The sequence below is a fragment of the Enterobacter oligotrophicus genome, assembly GCF_009176645.1.
Classification (GTDB): domain Bacteria; phylum Pseudomonadota; class Gammaproteobacteria; order Enterobacterales; family Enterobacteriaceae; genus Enterobacter; species Enterobacter oligotrophicus.
The window spans coordinates 2,216,656-2,234,317 of the sequence record NZ_AP019007.1; the positions used below are offsets into that span (position 1 = coordinate 2,216,656).

A 17,662-nucleotide genomic window follows, 5' to 3' on the forward strand; every position below is an offset into this window, starting at 1 on the left:
GCTTCCTTATTGTTGTTGGGCAAATTCAGCTAATAGCGGCCAGCGTTTAATAGCCGCAGCCAACTGTTCCCGCTGGGAAATATCGGTATAGTCTATTTCAGGCAATGAGAAAGCCTGCTTAAGCGCCAGAAAATCGTTTTGGAATGTGTAACCCAGGCTAGAGTCGACCGGCGGTCCGGGTTCGTTATTATGCATTCTTATTTCATCCCTTTGAATAAAATCACACGCTCAGATGTAGCGAGGCGTCCTGCCCACGAAATTTCATTTACATGCTAAATCTGATGTTCTTTAATTTCAATGTTAGGTTTATTTCTACGCTTTCGCTAGTAAACTGAGATACAGCTAAATTCGACGAAAAGAGGGACACCGTGGACTCCATATTTTCTATTGGCATCCAGTCATTATGGGACGAATTGCGCCACATGCCAGTCGGAGGAGTCTGGTGGATTAATACGGATCGCAATGAAGATGCCATCAGTCTGGTTAACCAGACGATCGCCGCGCAGGATAAGGATTCCCGCGTGGCCGTCATTACAATGGGCGAAGCGCCGAAGAAAATCATCAGACTTGAAAATGATCGGGGGCCAAAGACGGTACGATTGTTTTCCATGCCAGCGGAAACAGATAGTCTATACTTTTTGCCCCGCGATATTCAGTGCTCAATTGATCCGGATCACTATTTACTGATTTTTAAATGCGCAAATAACGCCTTACAAAATATCCCTGCCGAAAAACTGCTGCACTGGTTAGGAAGGATCAATAAATGGGCAAGGAATCAAAATCTCACGCTTTTGATCGTTAACCCTGGCAGTAATAATGACAAGCATTTCTCACTGTTAATGGGTGAATATCGCTCTCTTTTCGGCCTGGCAAGTATCCATGACCAGACTGACAGTTATCTTTACGATATTGCGTTCTGGTGCAATGAAAAAGGAGTCAGTGCGCGACAGCAACTCACTCTCAAACATATCGAAGGCGAATGGCATGTCGCCCGACAGGAAGAAACGGTAGTTCAGCCACGCAGCGATGAAAAGCGTATTCTCAGCCATATGGCGGTATTAGAAGGTGCGCCTGCGCTTTCTGAAAACTGGTCACTGTATGAAACTAATGAAGCCTTATTTAATGAAGCCCGTACAACACAGGCGGCGACCATTGTTTTCTCTCTAATGCAAAATAACCAAATCGAAACGCTGGCGAGACAAATTCACACGTTACGCCGCCAGCGCGGTAGCGCCTTGAAAATTGTGGTGCGTGAAAACAATACCAGCCTGCGTGCGACAGACGAGCGTCTGCTGCTGGGCTGCGGGGCAAATATGGTTATACCGTGGAACGCGCCGCTGTCGCGCTGCCTGACGCTTATCGAAAGCATCCAGGGGCAGCTGTTTAATCGTCATGTTCCGGAAGAGATCAGCACCCTGCTCTCAATGACGCAGCCGATGAAACTGCGTGGCTATCAAAAATGGGACACCTTTTGCGATGCGGTCAGCAATATGATGAGCAATACACTGCTGCCCGCAGACGGAAAAGGCGTCATGGTCGCCCTGCGTCCGGTGCCGGGTATCCGCGTTGAGCAGGCGCTTACATTATGTCGCCCGAATCGTACCGGAGACATTATGACGATTGGCGATAACCGGCTGGTGCTGTTTTTATCCTTCTGCCGGGTGAACGATCTTGATACCGCCCTCAACCATATCTTCCCCCTCCCTACCGGAGATATCTTCTCTAACCGCATGATTTGGTTCGAAGATAGTCTGATTAGCGCAGAACTGGTTCAGATGCGCACGCTGGCACCAGAGCAGTGGGCGAAACCGTTACCCATGACGAGTGATTTCAACCCCATCCTCAATGCGAAGCACGACGGGCATGTCTGGCGTCGGGTTCCCGAGCCACTGCGCTTATTATCAGAGCAACAGGAGGGCGCATCATTATGAATATCAGCGATATTATTCAACTGGTGGTACTTTGCGCGCTGATTTTTTTCCCGCTCGGCTACTATGCTCGCCATTCACTGCGTCGTATCCGCGATACGGCAAGAGTGCTGTTTGTAAAACCTCGCTACATTAAACCAGCCGGAACACTGACACGCGATCCGAACGTCAAGGCAAACCGAAAACATGACTAATTCTACCTTTACCACTTCGGCACCATCGCCGCTCTGGCAATACTGGCGCGGCCTTTCCGGCTGGAACTTCTACTTTCTGGTGAAGTTTGGTCTGCTGTGGGCGGGCTACCTTAATTTCCACCCGCTCCTCAATCTGGTGTTTATGGCATTCCTGCTGATGCCTGTTCCAAACATCAAACTGCACCGTTTACGCCACTGGATCGCGATTCCGGTTGGCTTTGCCTTATTCTGGCATGACACCTGGCTGCCTGGCCCGGAAAGCATCATGAGCCAGGGTTCGCAGGTCGCGGGCTTCAGTAGCGATTATATTCTTGATTTAGTTGAGCGTTTTATTAACTGGCAGATGATTGGCGCGGTATTTGTGCTGTTGGTAGCCTGGCTCTTCCTGTCTCAGTGGATTCGCATCACGGTGTTTGTCGTCGCTATTATGGTCTGGCTGAATGTGCTGACGCTGGCTGGCCCGAGCTTCTCATTGTGGCCTGCCGGTCAACCGACCACAACGGTCACCACCACGGGAGGATCTGCCGCCGCAACCGTTGCGACTGCGGGTGATACGCCTGTTGTGGGAGATATCCCAACGCAAACCGCACCGCCGACCTCAACGAATCTGAATGCGTGGCTCTCCAGCTTCTACACTGCGGAAGAAAAGCGTCAGACCAAATTCCCGGACGCGTTGCCTGCCGATGCCCAACCGTTTGAGCTGCTGGTCATTAACATCTGCTCCCTCTCCTGGGCGGACGTGGAGGCGGCTGGTTTAATGTCGCACCCACTGTGGGCGCACTTCGATATTCAGTTTAAAGATTTTAACTCGGCCACCTCGTACAGCGGCCCGGCAGCGATTCGCCTGCTGCGTGCGAGCTGTGGTCAGCCTTCGCATAAAAACCTCTACCAGCCAGCGGGAAACCAGTGCTATCTGTTTGATAATCTGTCCCGACTCGGTTTCACGCAGCACCTGATGCTGGGCCATAACGGTCAGTTTGGTAACTTCCTGAAAGAAGTGCGTGAAGAAGGTGGTATGCAGGCACCGCTGATGGACCAGACCGGCCTGCCGGTTACGCTGTTGGGCTTTGACGGCTCTCCTGTCTACGATGATACTGCCGTACTGCAGCGCTGGCTTCAGACCATTGAGAAAGACAGTAACCCGCGCAGCGCGACGTTTTATAACACTCTGCCGCTTCACGACGGTAACCATTATCCTGGTGTGAGCAAAACGGCAGACTACAAAGTGCGCGCGCAGAAGTTCTTTGATGAGCTGGATGCGTTCTTTACCGAGCTGGAAAAATCCGGTCGTAAAGTGATGGTGGTGGTCGTGCCGGAGCACGGCGGTGCGCTGAAAGGCGACAGAATGCAGGTTTCCGGCCTGCGTGATATCCCAAGCCCGTCCATTACCAACGTGCCTGCCGGGATAAAGTTCTTCGGCATGAAGGCTCCGCATCAGGGGGCACCAATTGAGATTGAACAGCCAGGCAGTTATCTGGCGATTTCAGAACTGGTTGCCCGCGCGGTAGACGGCAAGCTGTTTGTGGAAGATAGCGTCAACTGGGACCAGCTCACCAGCGGCCTGCCGCAAACGGCAGAGGTATCGGAGAACGCCAATGCAGTCGTGATCCAGTACCAGAACAAACCTTATGTTCGCCTGAACGGCGGTGATTGGGTGCCGTATCCGCAGTAAGAGATTTAAAAAAGGGAGCCAGACTGGCTCCCTTTTTTATTCCGCGCTTCTTAGTGAGATTTCACCGCCCACCCAGGGCTTAATGGTTCCATCCTGCTCCAGAAGTAATGCACCCTGCGCATCAATGCCGCGGGAAATGCCATAAATTTCTTTATCGCCGATCAGCAGCTTCACCGGACGATTGATAAAGTTATCCAGTTTTTTCCAGCGAGACAGGAACGGAGCAAGCCCCTCCTGCTCAAAGAGCGTCAGTGAACTGCGCAACTCGTTGATCATACGAACTGCAAGGGTGTTGCGATCAATTGTGATCCCCGCTTCCTGCAAATTAGTCCAGGCCTGATTCACGACATCGTTCTGCACATTACGCATCACCATATTCAGTCCCGCGCCAATAACGATCTGAGCTGCATCACCCGTTTTTCCGGTAAGTTCGACGAGAATACCCGCAAGTTTACGATCGTTCAGGTACAGATCGTTTGGCCATTTAACCCGTACTTTTTCGGCTCCCAGATCCTGCAGCACTTCGGCCATGACAATGCCGATCACCAGACTCAGGCCAACAGCTGCGGCTGGCCCCTGATCGAGACGCCAGTACATGGAAAGATAGAGGTTGGCCCCAAACGGCGAGAACCACTTACGACCACGACGGCCGCGACCAGCCTGCTGATACTCGGCTACGCATGCGTCACCAGACTTCAGTTCGCTCAGACGGTCCAAAAGATACTGGTTAGTCGAATCAATGACCGGCAGGACGGCGACATTGCCATACCCAATCTGACTGCGAATCGTCTCTTCGTTCAGTAACTGAATGGGATCTGGCAGGCTGTACCCTTTTCCTGGCACCGTGAACACATCCACGCCCCAGTCGCGAAGAGTCTGAATATGCTTGTTGATAGCGGCACGACTCATACCCAATTGTTCACCCAATTGCTCGCCAGAATGGAATTCACCATCCGAAAGAATGCCGATCAGGGTTAAGGGGATAGTATTGTCCTTCACGCGATTGCCTCCACGGCATTGACTTCACCCGTGCGGCCAATAAAGCGAACTTCAGGCTCCAGCCACACGTTAAATTTTTCACCCACACGCTGGCGAATATGGTGTGCCAGCTGGACGACATCATCGCTGGTCGCATTGTTTTGGTTAATCAGTACCAGTGCCTGCTGGCGATGAACCGCAGCGCCACCCACTGTAGTCCCTTTTAATTCACATTGATCGATAAGCCAACCCGCAGCCAGCTTAACGCTGCCATCCGCCTGTGGATAATGCGGCGCTGTTGGCCAGCCTGCGAGAAGCTCGCTTGCAGTTTCGCTGCTGATAACCGGGTTTTTGAAGAAACTGCCCGCATTTCCGTTCACTTTTGGATCGGGGAGTTTAGTCATGCGCATATGACAAACGGAATCAAACACTTCGCGTGGAGTAACAGTTGCCGGATCGAGACGGACGAGATCACCGTAGGTGAGGATCGGTTTCCATTGCTTCGCCAGACGTAGGCCGACGGCCACAATGACGTAGCGATCCTGATATTCGTGTTTGAATATACTGTCGCGATAGCCGAAGCGGCACTGCTCAGCGGTTAAACGCTGAACGCTTCCCGTCGCTAATTCAATGCAGTCAACGTATTCGCAGACGTGTTTCAGTTCGATGCCGTAGGCACCGATATTTTGAATGGGTGACGATCCGGCGCATCCCGGTATCAACGCAAGGTTTTCCAGACCCGGCATCCCTTTTTCGAGGGTGTATTGCACCAGTTGGTGCCAGTTTTCTCCGGCTCCCACGTGCAGATGCCAGCTGTCTGCGCTCTCTTTAACATCAATTCCCATGATGCGGTTGACGATCACGGTCCCCGCAAAATCATCGAGAAACAGGACATTGCTTCCTTCGCCCAGAATCAGTACGGGTTCACCGTTTTCTGTTGCGTTTTGCCAGGCGTTCAGCAACTGCTGAGCATTATCGGCACGTACAATTTGATTAGCATTCCGTTGAATACCAAAGGTATTCCAGGGCTTAAGGGAGTGGTTCATAGACGCTATCCTGATGCAAAAACCGGGATAGTTTACCGTATATACGGTGGGATAGGTGATTAGTTTATGGAAACGAGGAATGTCCTGAAACGCAAAAAGGCCATCCTTGCGGATGGCCTCTTCACTTAATTGATGCCTGGCAGTTCCCTACTCTCGCATGGGGAGACCCCACACTACCATCGGCGCTACGGCGTTTCACTTCTGAGTTCGGCATGGGGTCAGGTGGGACCACCGCGCTACAGCCGCCAGGCAAATTCTGTTTAATCTGTATCAGGCTGAAAATCGTGTCTGTCTCTTCGCCAAAACACCTTCGGCGTTGTAAGGTTAAGCCTCACGGTTCATTAGTATCGGTTAGCTCAACGCATCGCTGCGCTTACACACCCGACCTATCAACGTCGTCGTCTTCAACGTTCCTTCAGGAGACTTAAAGTCTCAGGGAGAACTCATCTCGGGGCAAGTTTCGTGCTTAGATGCTTTCAGCACTTATCTCTTCCGCATTTAGCTACCGGGCAGTGCCATTGGCATGACAACCCGAACACCAGTGATGCGTCCACTCCGGTCCTCTCGTACTAGGAGCAGCCCCCCTCAGTTCTCCAGCGCCCACGGCAGATAGGGACCGAACTGTCTCACGACGTTCTAAACCCAGCTCGCGTACCACTTTAAATGGCGAACAGCCATACCCTTGGGACCTACTTCAGCCCCAGGATGTGATGAGCCGACATCGAGGTGCCAAACACCGCCGTCGATATGAACTCTTGGGCGGTATCAGCCTGTTATCCCCGGAGTACCTTTTATCCGTTGAGCGATGGCCCTTCCATTCAGAACCACCGGATCACTATGACCTGCTTTCGCACCTGCTCGCGCCGTCACGCTCGCAGTCAAGCCAGCTTATGCCATTGCACTAACCTCCTGATGTCCGACCAGGATTAGCTGACCTTCGTGCTCCTCCGTTACTCTTTGGGAGGAGACCGCCCCAGTCAAACTACCCACCAGACACTGTCCGCAACCCGGATTACGGGTCCACGTTAGAACACCAGCCATTAAAGGGTGGTATTTCAAGGGCGGCTCCACGCAGACTGGCGTCCACGCTTCAAAGCCTCCCACCTATCCTACACATCAAGGACCAGTGTTCAGTGTCAAGCTATAGTAAAGGTTCACGGGGTCTTTCCGTCTTGCCGCGGGTACACTGCATCTTCACAGCGAGTTCAATTTCACTGAGTCTCGGGTGGAGACAGCCTGGCCATCATTACGCCATTCGTGCAGGTCGGAACTTACCCGACAAGGAATTTCGCTACCTTAGGACCGTTATAGTTACGGCCGCCGTTTACCGGGGCTTCGATCAAGAGCTTCGCGTTGCCGCTAACCCCATCAATTAACCTTCCGGCACCGGGCAGGCGTCACACCGTATACGTCCACTTTCGTGTTTGCACAGTGCTGTGTTTTTAATAAACAGTTGCAGCCAGCTGGTATCTTCGACTGATTTCAGCTCCACCCGCAGGGGCTTCACCTACATATCAGCGTGCCTTCTCCCGAAGTTACGGCACCATTTTGCCTAGTTCCTTCACCCGAGTTCTCTCAAGCGCCTTGGTATTCTCTACCTGACCACCTGTGTCGGTTTGGGGTACGATTTCGTGTTACCTGATGCTTAGAGGCTTTTCCTGGAAGCAGGGCATTTGTCACTTCAGCACCGTAGTGCCTCGTCATCACACCTCAGCGTTAAAAGGTACCGGATTTACCTGGAACCTCCGCCTACATGCTTAAACCGGGACAACCGTCGCCCGGCCGACATAGCCTTCTCCGTCCCCCCTTCGCAGTAACACCAAGTACAGGAATATTAACCTGTTTCCCATCGACTACGCCTTTCGGCCTCGCCTTAGGGGTCGACTCACCCTGCCTCGATTAACGTTGGACAGGAACCCTTGGTCTTCCGGCGAGCGGGCTTTTCACCCGCTTTATCGTTACTTATGTCAGCATTCGCACTTCTGATACCTCCAGCAACCCTCACAGGCCACCTTCAACGGCTTACAGAACGCTCCCCTACCCAACAACACATAGTGTCGCTGCCGCAGCTTCGGTGCATGGTTTAGCCCCGTTACATCTTCCGCGCAGGCCGACTCGACCAGTGAGCTATTACGCTTTCTTTAAATGATGGCTGCTTCTAAGCCAACATCCTGGCTGTCTGTGCCTTCCCACATCGTTTCCCACTTAACCATGACTTTGGGACCTTAGCTGGCGGTCTGGGTTGTTTCCCTCTTCACGACGGACGTTAGCACCCGCCGTGTGTCTCCCGTGATAACATTCTCCGGTATTCGCAGTTTGCATCGGGTTGGTAAGCCGGGATGGCCCCCTAGCCGAAACAGTGCTCTACCCCCGGAGATGAGTTCACGAGGCGCTACCTAAATAGCTTTCGGGGAGAACCAGCTATCTCCCGGTTTGATTGGCCTTTCACCCCCAGCCACAGGTCATCCGCTAATTTTTCAACATTAGTCGGTTCGGTCCTCCAGTTAGTGTTACCCAACCTTCAACCTGCCCATGGCTAGATCACCGGGTTTCGGGTCTATACCCTGCAACTTAACGCCCAGTTAAGACTCGGTTTCCCTGCGGCTCCCCTATTCGGTTAACCTTGCTACAGAATATAAGTCGCTGACCCATTATACAAAAGGTACGCAGTCACACCACGAAGGTGCTCCCACTGCTTGTACGTACACGGTTTCAGGTTCTTTTTCACTCCCCTCGCCGGGGTTCTTTTCGCCTTTCCCTCACGGTACTGGTTCACTATCGGTCAGTCAGGAGTATTTAGCCTTGGAGGATGGTCCCCCCATATTCAGACAGGATACCACGTGTCCCGCCCTACTCTTCGAGTTCACAGCATATGTGCTTTCGTGTACGGGACTATCACCCTGTACCGTGCGACTTTCCAGACGCTTCCACTAACACACAAGCTGATTCAGACTCCGGGCTGCTCCCCGTTCGCTCGCCGCTACTGGGGGAATCTCGGTTGATTTCTTTTCCTCGGGGTACTTAGATGTTTCAGTTCCCCCGGTTCGCCTCACAGCACTATGTATTCATGCTGTGATGATGCACCGTAGTGCACCGGGTTTCCCCATTCGGACATCGCCGGGTCAAAGGTTCATATCACCTCGCCGGCGCTTTTCGCAGATTAGCACGTCCTTCATCGCCTCTGACTGCCAGGGCATCCACCGTGTACGCTTAGTCGCTTAACCTCACAACCCGAAGATGTTTCACTTCATGATTGCGAAAATTTGAGAGACTCGAACACACATTAACTGTGTGTCGTTTCAATTTTCAGCTTGATCCAGATTTTTAAAGAGCAAATATCTCAAACGTAACTCAGTGAGTCAGTTTTGAGATATCGGTTGGCTGTGTCTTTCACTCACACCCAGCAAGTGGCGTCCCCTAGGGGATTCGAACCCCTGTTGCCGCCGTGAAAGGGCGGAGTCCTAACCGCTAGACGAAGGGGACACGGAGTGTCTCGACTTCGCAGCCGTCTTGCTTCTCTACATTCATCAGACAATCTGTGTGAGCACTGCAAAGGCAGGTTCTTTAAGGTAAGGAGGTGATCCAACCGCAGGTTCCCCTACGGTTACCTTGTTACGACTTCACCCCAGTCATGAATCACAAAGTGGTAAGCGCCCTCCCGAAGGTTAAGCTACCTACTTCTTTTGCAACCCACTCCCATGGTGTGACGGGCGGTGTGTACAAGGCCCGGGAACGTATTCACCGTGGCATTCTGATCCACGATTACTAGCGATTCCGACTTCATGGAGTCGAGTTGCAGACTCCAATCCGGACTACGACGCACTTTATGAGGTCCGCTTGCTCTCGCGAGGTCGCTTCTCTTTGTATGCGCCATTGTAGCACGTGTGTAGCCCTGGTCGTAAGGGCCATGATGACTTGACGTCATCCCCACCTTCCTCCAGTTTATCACTGGCAGTCTCCTTTGAGTTCCCGGCCTAACCGCTGGCAACAAAGGATAAGGGTTGCGCTCGTTGCGGGACTTAACCCAACATTTCACAACACGAGCTGACGACAGCCATGCAGCACCTGTCTCACGGTTCCCGAAGGCACATTCTCATCTCTGAAAACTTCCGTGGATGTCAAGACCAGGTAAGGTTCTTCGCGTTGCATCGAATTAAACCACATGCTCCACCGCTTGTGCGGGCCCCCGTCAATTCATTTGAGTTTTAACCTTGCGGCCGTACTCCCCAGGCGGTCGACTTAACGCGTTAGCTCCGGAAGCCACGCCTCAAGGGCACAACCTCCAAGTCGACATCGTTTACGGCGTGGACTACCAGGGTATCTAATCCTGTTTGCTCCCCACGCTTTCGCACCTGAGCGTCAGTCTTTGTCCAGGGGGCCGCCTTCGCCACCGGTATTCCTCCAGATCTCTACGCATTTCACCGCTACACCTGGAATTCTACCCCCCTCTACAAGACTCCAGCCTGCCAGTTTCGAATGCAGTTCCCAGGTTGAGCCCGGGGATTTCACATCCGACTTGACAGACCGCCTGCGTGCGCTTTACGCCCAGTAATTCCGATTAACGCTTGCACCCTCCGTATTACCGCGGCTGCTGGCACGGAGTTAGCCGGTGCTTCTTCTGCGGGTAACGTCAATTGCTGTGGTTATTAACCACAACACCTTCCTCCCCGCTGAAAGTACTTTACAACCCGAAGGCCTTCTTCATACACGCGGCATGGCTGCATCAGGCTTGCGCCCATTGTGCAATATTCCCCACTGCTGCCTCCCGTAGGAGTCTGGACCGTGTCTCAGTTCCAGTGTGGCTGGTCATCCTCTCAGACCAGCTAGGGATCGTCGCCTAGGTGAGCCGTTACCCCACCTACTAGCTAATCCCATCTGGGCACATCTGATGGCAAGAGGCCCGAAGGTCCCCCTCTTTGGTCTTGCGACGTTATGCGGTATTAGCTACCGTTTCCAGTAGTTATCCCCCTCCATCAGGCAGTTTCCCAGACATTACTCACCCGTCCGCCGCTCGCCGGCAAAGTAGCAAGCTACTTTCCGCTGCCGCTCGACTTGCATGTGTTAGGCCTGCCGCCAGCGTTCAATCTGAGCCATGATCAAACTCTTCAATTTAAGTTTGATGCTCGTGAATTAAACTTCGTAATGAATTACGTATGTTCACTCAGAGACTTGGTATTCATTTTTCGTCCGAGGACGTTAAGAATCCATGTCACTTTGAGTGCCCACACAGATTGTCTGATAAATTGTTAAAGAGCAGTGCCGCTTCGCTTTCGCAGCGGCGCGGGGTGTGCATATTACGCTTTCCCGCTTCAGAGTCAAGCGTTTGTTTTCGCTTTTCCCTGCTGACCCGGCGGCGTGTGTGCCGTTGTTCCGTGTCAGTGGAGGCGCATTATAGGGAGTTATTCTGAGGTGACAAGCACAAAATACAAAAAACTTTTCGTTCGCTCACTTTTCAAACTTTACGCTTATTTAAACCGCGAATCGCCGGTTAAATGCGCAATTTCCCGCGCAAAATTGGCCACCTGCGACCAGTCGGTATAAACCACTTCTTTACGTGTATCCGTTTCCCCGCCGGTCATCTTCATAATCAGACGGATCATAAAGCGGTCATACCAGCGATATCGCGGATAACGCAGCGCCCCGGCAAAGACCGCACAAAGTTTTGGCTGCCAGGGAGAGTTCAGCAAAAACTTGCGCGTGTAGCTGTTAGTTTGTGGCGTACGCTTTTCTGCTTTACGGGCAACCAGATTGACCGAGTAGAACGCACTGGGCAGCTTATTGAGCACGTCCTTATGCTTCTTCACAAAACGATCCAGCGCGGGGTGGAAATGTCCATAACGAATAGACGCGCCAATCACCACGCGATCGTATTCCTGCCAGGCTATCAGCTCCGCCCGATTCAGGTTCACCACATCCGAGTAAATACCCAGTTCTTTTAATTCAGACGCCAGATAAGAGGCAATCTCACGCGTTTGTCCGTCTCGCGTAGAGAAAAGAATAAGTGTTTTCACCGACGACTCCTTACTCGCGCCAGAATGTTGGGGTGAACAGGACCAGTAGCGTAAAGACCTCAAGACGCCCGAACAGCATATTGGCAATCAAGATCCACTTCGCGACCGGGTTCATGCTGGCAAAGTTATCCGCCACCACCCCCAGCCCAGGCCCCAGGTTATTCAGCGTTGCTACAACGGAGGCGAATGCTGAGAAATCATCCACACCTGTCGCGATGATGGCCAGCATACTGACGATAAAGACCAGCGCATACGCCGAGAAGAAACCCCACACCGCTTCGAGGATACGTTCCGGCAGCGCTCGATTTCCCAGCTTGATGCTGTATACCGCGTTCGGGTGGACCAGGCGTTTCAACTCGCGATTACCCTGCTTGAACAAGAGCAGAATACGAATGACCTTCAGGCCCCCGCCCGTTGACCCCGCACAGCCCCCGATAAACGCAGAGCACAGCAGCAATACCGGCAGGAAGAGCGGCCAGCGCGCGATGCTGTCTGTGGTAAAGCCCGCCGTAGTTGCCATCGACACGACCTGGAAAAAGGCCTGGTTTAGCGTCGTTACCGCCGAGTTATAGACATCATGGAACCACAGCACCAGCGTACAGATAACTACCAGCGTCAACTGGACACCAATAAACATGCGAAACTCCGGATCGCGCCAGTACACCTTCAGGCTGCGCCCGCTCAGTAAAGAGAAGTGCAGGCCGTAGTTACAGCCGGAGATCAGCAGAAAAATAGCAATAATGGTGTTAATTGTCGGGCTGTCGAAATAGCCCACGCTGGCATCGTGCGTGGAAAATCCACCAATGGCGATAGTCGCAAAGCTGTGCCCGATGGCATCGAAAGCGGGCATTCCGGCAAACCACAGCGCCAGCGCGCAGGCCACCGTCAGCAACACATAGATCAGCCACAGCGTTTTCGCCGTTTCAGCAATACGCGGGCGCATCTTGTTATCTTTTAGCGGGCCAGGCATTTCAGCGCGATAGAGCTGCATCCCACCGACGCCCAGAATAGGGAGGATAGCCACGGCCAGGACGATGATCCCCATCCCGCCGAACCATTGCAGCATCTGGCGATAAAAGAGAATGGCGTGCGGTAGCGAATCCAGCCCCACCAGCGTTGTCGCTCCGGTGGTGGTTAAACCAGAGAAGGACTCAAAGAATGCATCGGTAATACTCAGATTGGGCTGTTCAGAGAAGATAAAGGGCAGCGAACCGACGCTTCCCAGCACCGTCCAGAACAGCACCACAATCAGAAACCCTTCGCGAGATTTCAACTCCCCCTTTTCCCTGCGGTTAGGCCACCACAGCAGCGAGCCAATCGCCAGCGCGACAAAAAACGTCTGGGTAAACGCGCGCCCCGCACCGTCCCGGTAGATAAGTGCCACCAGTCCAGGGAGAATCATCGTCCCGGAAAAGAGTATGACCAGCAGTCCAACGATTCGGGTAATGGCACGAAAATGCATCTCTGCCGCTTCCTTTGGTATTCAAAAGTGAGGTGGGGATTATTCTTCAATCGGCAGCAATTGCAACGAGCCGCGACTAAAATCAGCCAGTTTTGCTGAAAAAGCAGCCAGTTCCGCCTGAGGAAGCGCCACGCGTAATTGCACCATCGCCTCATATTCACTGTGTGCAATCACACCGTTAAATTGCTTAAGCAGCGTTTCTATACCCGAGAGCTGGGCGTAATCGCATAACAAAGTATATTCGGTAAGTGGCGTTTTGCGGGTTGTTATCAGCAGATTAAGTGCCTGCTGGACACCGCCACCGTAGGCTTTAACCAGCCCTCCCGTGCCTAACAAAATACCGCCATAATAGCGAACCACTACGGCGGTTATCTCGCCCACGCCGCTGCCCATCAGTTGAGAGAGCATGGGTTTACCGGCCGTGCCTGCCGGTTCACCGTCATCGGAAAACCCCAGCTGTTGTGAATCGTCCGGTGGCCCTGCCACCCACGCCACGCAGTGGTGACGGGCGTCAGGATGCTCAGCCCGGACGGACTCGACAAACGCCTTTGCCGCCTCTACGCCATCGGTATGTGCCAACAGCGTAATAAAGCGGCTTTTCTTGATTTCCTCAACAAAGGTGACCGGTTCAGCCGGTATCAGCCAGCTTTCCATCAGGCCAGCTTCAGGTCTCGCGTCATGTTCTCAGTACCGTTTTCGTGGATAACCACGTTATCTTCGATACGGATGCCGCCAAACGGCTTAAGCGCTTCAATTTTTTCCCAGTTGAAGTGCTTGCTGAACTGGCCTTCACGCCATGGCGCTAACAAAGATTCAATGAAGTAGATACCCGGTTCAATGGTCAGCACCATACGCGGCGCAAGGACGCGGGTGCAGCGCAGGTAAGGATATTTAGACGGTGCCGCCAGGTGCGTCCCGGTGTCATCCTGCATAAAGCCTGCAACGTCGTGAACCTGCAGACCCAGCGGGTGACCAATACCGTGAGGCATAAATGGCCCGGTCAGATCGTTCTCCACCATCGCCTCTTCGCTCATGTCTTTCACAATCTGATGCTTACGCAGCAGTTTCGCGATGCGCTGATGGAACTGAATGTGGTAATCCACATAGCTGGTGCCCGCTTTCATGGTGCTGATAAGCGCCAGTTGCTCATCGTTCACGTCTTTAATCAGGTGTGCAAAATCGGTGTCGCCATTCGCCGCCCAGGTACGGGTCAGGTCTGCCGCGTAGCCGTTGTACTCTGCACCGGCATCCAGCAGGAAGCTGCGCATTTCGGACGGAACCTGGTGATCCAGTCTGGTGTAGTGCAGAACAGATGCGTGTTCATTGAGCGCAACGATGTTGCTGTAAGGCACGTCGGTATCACGATGACCGGTGGCAGTCAGGTAGGCCTGGTTAATATCGAACTCGCTCATGCCGGACAGGAACGCTTCGTGCGCCGCGCGGTGGCCGGTAACAGCCGTTTTTTGCGCTTCACGCATGCAGTAAAGTTCGTAGTCGGTCTTATACGCGCGATAGTAATGCAGATAATCCAGCACCCCTTTCGGGTTGAGTTTGTCTGCCGGAATATCCAGACCCAGCGCACGCTCCGCCACCGGGCCAATATAGGCGATGTTACCGCGCGCAGCAGGCAGCTGGCTGCCAATGCCGTCGGCTTTTGGTAATGCAATGACGTCCACTTCTTCCGTCCAGAAGCTGGTTGGCAGCGGTTCCACGTTGTGCCAGTAATCCACCGGCAGATAGAACCACAGTTTCGGCTTATTCACGCCATCCACCAGCAGCCAGCAATTGGGAACCTGTGTTACCGGCACCCAGGCTTTAAACTGCGGGTTGACCTTGAAGGGATAGGCATGGTCATCAAGAAATGTATTCATCAGCTCGCCGGAGTGGATCAGCAGAGCATCCAGTTTAAAGCGCGCCAGTACATCGCGGGTACGTTCCTGTAGGGTAACGATATGATTTTTATAGAGCGAAGCCAGTGAGTCCATCATTCTTCCTTTCGTTTTTTTGACCTCAAGTCCTCGCATCTTAGCACACCTGACTCCGGCTGCGTGATTTCCACCGACCGTGATCAACGCAGCAATTTCTTAATGAGTAATTTGCATTTTATTAACATAAATTCCACACTCCGTCTCATCTGGTATGACCAGATCCACTTGCTGGATTCAGGAGACTGACATGCTCTACAAAGGCGACACCCTGTACGTAGACTGGCTGGAAGATGGCATCGCCGAACTGGTGTTCGATGCCCCCGGCTCAGTGAATAAGCTCGATACCGCGACGGTGGCCAGTCTTGGCCAGGCGCTGGATGTACTTGAAAAGCAATCTGATTTAAAAGGGTTGCTGCTGCGCTCCAACAAAGCAGCCTTTATTGTCGGTGCCGATATCACCGAATTCCTCTCGCTGTTCCTGGTACCTGAAGAACAACTGAGCCAGTGGCTGCATTTTGCCAATAGCGTCTTTAATCGCCTGGAAGATTTGCCCGTTCCTACGATCTCCGCCGTTAATGGCTACGCGCTGGGCGGCGGCTGCGAGTGTGTGCTGGCAACCGACTACCGACTGGCGACGCCAGACCTGCGCATTGGCCTGCCGGAAACGAAGCTAGGCATCATGCCGGGCTTTGGTGGCTCCGTGCGTATGCCGCGCATGCTGGGTGCCGATAGCGCACTGGAAATCATCGCCGCGGGCAAAGACGTCGGTGCGGACCAGGCGCAGAAAATTGGACTGGTGGATGGTGTGGTTAAGCCAGAAAAACTGATTGAAGGCTCCATCGCCATCCTGCGTCAGGCCATTAACGGCGATCTCGACTGGAAAGCCAAACGTCAGCCGAAGCTGGAGCCGTTAAAGCTCAGCAAAATTGAAGCCACCATGAGTTTCACCATCGCCAAAGGCATGGTGATGCAGACGGCGGGTAAACACTACCCGGCCCCAATCACGGCGGTGAAAACCATTGAAGCGGCGGCTCGTCTGGGCAGGGATGAAGCCCTGAAACTCGAAAACCAGAGCTTTGTGCCGCTGGCGCACACCAACGAAGCCCGTGCGCTGGTCGGTATCTTCCTTAACGATCAGTTCGTGAAAGGCAAAGCCAAACAGCTGACCAAAAACGTTGAGACGCCAAAACACGCAGCGGTACTCGGCGCTGGCATTATGGGCGGCGGAATCGCTTACCAGTCGGCATGGAAAGGCGTGCCGGTGGTGATGAAAGATATCAGCGATAAATCCCTGACGCTGGGCATGACCGAAGCGGCCAAACTGCTGAATAAACAACTGGAACGCGGCAAGATTGATGGGCTGAAACTTGCAGGCGTGATCGCCACTATCCAGCCGACGCTGGAATACAGCGGTTTTGACCGTGTGGACGTGGTGGTTGAGGCCGTCGTCGAAAACCCGAAAGTCAAAAAAGCGGTACTGGCGGAAACCGAAGACAAGGTTCGCCCTGATACCGTGCTGGCGTCTAACACCTCCACTATTCCGATTAGCGAACTGGCGAGCGTGCTGAAGCGCCCGGAAAACTTCTGCGGGATGCACTTCTTCAACCCGGTACACCGCATGCCGCTGGTCGAAGTGATCCGTGGTGAAAAAACGTCTGACGAAACCATTGCGAAGGTGGTGGCGTGGGCCAGCAAAATGGGCAAAACGCCGATTGTGGTGAACGACTGCCCTGGCTTCTTTGTTAATCGCGTGCTGTTCCCCTACTTTGCCGGTTTCAGCCAGTTGCTGCGCGACGGCGCGGATTTCCGCAAAATCGACAAAGTGATGGAAAAACAGTTCGGCTGGCCGATGGGCCCGGCGTATTTGCTGGATGTGGTCGGTATTGATACCGCACATCACGCTCAGGCGGTGATGGCGGCAGGCTTCCCGCAGCGTATGCAGAAAGATTATCGCGACGCGATTGACGCGCTGTTCGACGCCAACCGCTTCGGGCAGAAAAACGGTCTGGGCTTCTGGCGCTATAAAGAAGACAGCAAAGGCAAACCGAAGAAAGAAGAAGATCCGGCGGTGGATGGCCTGCTGGCCGACGTATGCCCGCCAAAACGCGACTTCACTGACGACGAGATCATCGCCCGCATGATGATTCCAATGATCAACGAAGTGGTGCGTTGCCTGGAAGAAGGCATCATCGCCAGCCCGGCAGAAGCCGACATGGCGCTGGTCTACGGCCTCGGTTTCCCTCCGTTCCACGGCGGCGCGTTCCGCTGGCTGGATACGCTCGGCAGTGCCCGCTATCTCGATATGGCTCAGCAGTACCAGCACCTCGGCCCGCTGTATGAAGTGCCGGAAGGTCTGCGTAACAAAGCGCGCCATAACGAACCCTATTATCCAGCAGTGGAGCCAGCCCGTCCGGTTGGCGAGCTGAAAACGGCTTAAGGAGTC

The 17,662-nt window shown here is 53.4% G+C and carries 11 protein-coding genes, 1 tRNA gene and 3 rRNA genes; 4 read left to right on the top strand and 11 right to left on the bottom strand.

All coding sequences use genetic code 11. The annotated features are described in order from the left end of the window. Positions 1-6: 6 nt before the first annotated feature. Positions 7-195, bottom strand: a complete 189-nt coding sequence (bcsR, locus tag EoCCA6_RS10685) for a cellulose biosynthesis protein BcsR (protein WP_152082633.1) — start codon at positions 193-195, stop codon at positions 7-9. Between the two features lie 173 nt (positions 196-368). Between bcsR and bcsE the strand changes: the two genes are divergently transcribed. From bcsE to bcsG, 3 genes are read left to right on the top strand one after another with little or no spacing between them, the layout of a single operon-like run. Continuing rightward, positions 369-1,931, top strand: coding sequence for a cellulose biosynthesis c-di-GMP-binding protein BcsE (bcsE, locus tag EoCCA6_RS10690; RefSeq protein ID WP_152082634.1), 1,563 nt, complete (start codon positions 369-371; stop codon positions 1,929-1,931). Next, the gene (gene bcsF / locus EoCCA6_RS10695; RefSeq protein ID WP_152082635.1) at positions 1,928-2,122 is read left to right on the top strand and encodes a cellulose biosynthesis protein BcsF; all 195 of its coding nucleotides are present in this window, start codon (positions 1,928-1,930) and stop codon (positions 2,120-2,122) included. Before bcsE ends, bcsF begins: the two co-directional genes overlap by 4 nt. Then, positions 2,115-3,794 (top strand): cellulose biosynthesis protein BcsG, encoded by a 1,680-nt coding sequence (bcsG, locus tag EoCCA6_RS10700; protein WP_152082636.1) that lies wholly within the window; start codon positions 2,115-2,117, stop codon positions 3,792-3,794. Before bcsF ends, bcsG begins: the two co-directional genes overlap by 8 nt. Before the next feature lie 36 nt (positions 3,795-3,830). Here the strand turns inward: bcsG and birA are convergent, their stop codons facing one another. The 10 genes from birA to pepQ all read right to left on the bottom strand — a co-directional run bounded on the left by birA (position 3,831) and on the right by pepQ (position 15,276). Further along, on the bottom strand, positions 3,831-4,793 hold the full coding sequence (birA, locus tag EoCCA6_RS10705; RefSeq protein ID WP_152082637.1) for a bifunctional biotin--[acetyl-CoA-carboxylase] ligase/biotin operon repressor BirA: 963 nt from the start codon (positions 4,791-4,793) through the stop codon (positions 3,831-3,833). After that, positions 4,790-5,818: a UDP-N-acetylmuramate dehydrogenase gene (gene murB, locus EoCCA6_RS10710; protein WP_152082638.1), complete on the bottom strand. Its 1,029-nt coding sequence runs from the start codon at positions 5,816-5,818 to the stop codon at positions 4,790-4,792. Before murB ends, birA begins: the two co-directional genes overlap by 4 nt. 134 nt (positions 5,819-5,952) lie before the next feature. After that, positions 5,953-6,068: ribosomal RNA gene (gene rrf, locus EoCCA6_RS10715) — 5S ribosomal RNA — on the bottom strand. Positions 6,069-6,138: 70 nt separating this feature from the next. Further along, positions 6,139-9,042: ribosomal RNA gene (locus EoCCA6_RS10720) — 23S ribosomal RNA — on the bottom strand. A 184-nt stretch (positions 9,043-9,226) separates the two neighbouring features. Then, positions 9,227-9,301, bottom strand: a tRNA-Glu gene (locus EoCCA6_RS10725). Positions 9,302-9,388: 87 nt separating this feature from the next. Then, positions 9,389-10,930: ribosomal RNA gene (locus EoCCA6_RS10730) — 16S ribosomal RNA — on the bottom strand. The 16S, 23S and 5S rRNA genes sit together here with 1 tRNA gene alongside, the layout of an rRNA operon. Positions 10,931-11,283: 353 nt before the next feature. Next, on the bottom strand, positions 11,284-11,829 hold the full coding sequence (hemG, locus tag EoCCA6_RS10735; RefSeq protein WP_152082639.1) for a menaquinone-dependent protoporphyrinogen IX dehydrogenase: 546 nt from the start codon (positions 11,827-11,829) through the stop codon (positions 11,284-11,286). Positions 11,830-11,839: 10 nt separating this feature from the next. After that, complete coding sequence (trkH, locus tag EoCCA6_RS10740) at positions 11,840-13,291, bottom strand: Trk system potassium transporter TrkH (protein ID WP_152082640.1); 1,452 nt, start codon at positions 13,289-13,291, stop codon at positions 11,840-11,842. A gap of 39 nt (positions 13,292-13,330) precedes the next feature. Beyond that, positions 13,331-13,945 carry an IMPACT family protein gene (locus tag EoCCA6_RS10745; RefSeq protein ID WP_152082641.1) on the bottom strand — a complete coding sequence of 205 codons (615 nt, stop codon included), beginning with the start codon at positions 13,943-13,945 and terminating at the stop codon, positions 13,331-13,333. Next, complete coding sequence (pepQ, locus tag EoCCA6_RS10750) at positions 13,945-15,276, bottom strand: Xaa-Pro dipeptidase (protein ID WP_152084439.1); 1,332 nt, start codon at positions 15,274-15,276, stop codon at positions 13,945-13,947. Before pepQ ends, EoCCA6_RS10745 begins: the two co-directional genes overlap by 1 nt. A gap of 190 nt (positions 15,277-15,466) precedes the next feature. Here pepQ and fadB point away from each other — a divergent pair, with 190 nt between their 5' ends. Continuing rightward, positions 15,467-17,656: a fatty acid oxidation complex subunit alpha FadB gene (gene fadB, locus EoCCA6_RS10755; RefSeq protein ID WP_152082642.1), complete on the top strand. Its 2,190-nt coding sequence runs from the start codon at positions 15,467-15,469 to the stop codon at positions 17,654-17,656. Positions 17,657-17,662: the final 6 nt, after the last annotated feature.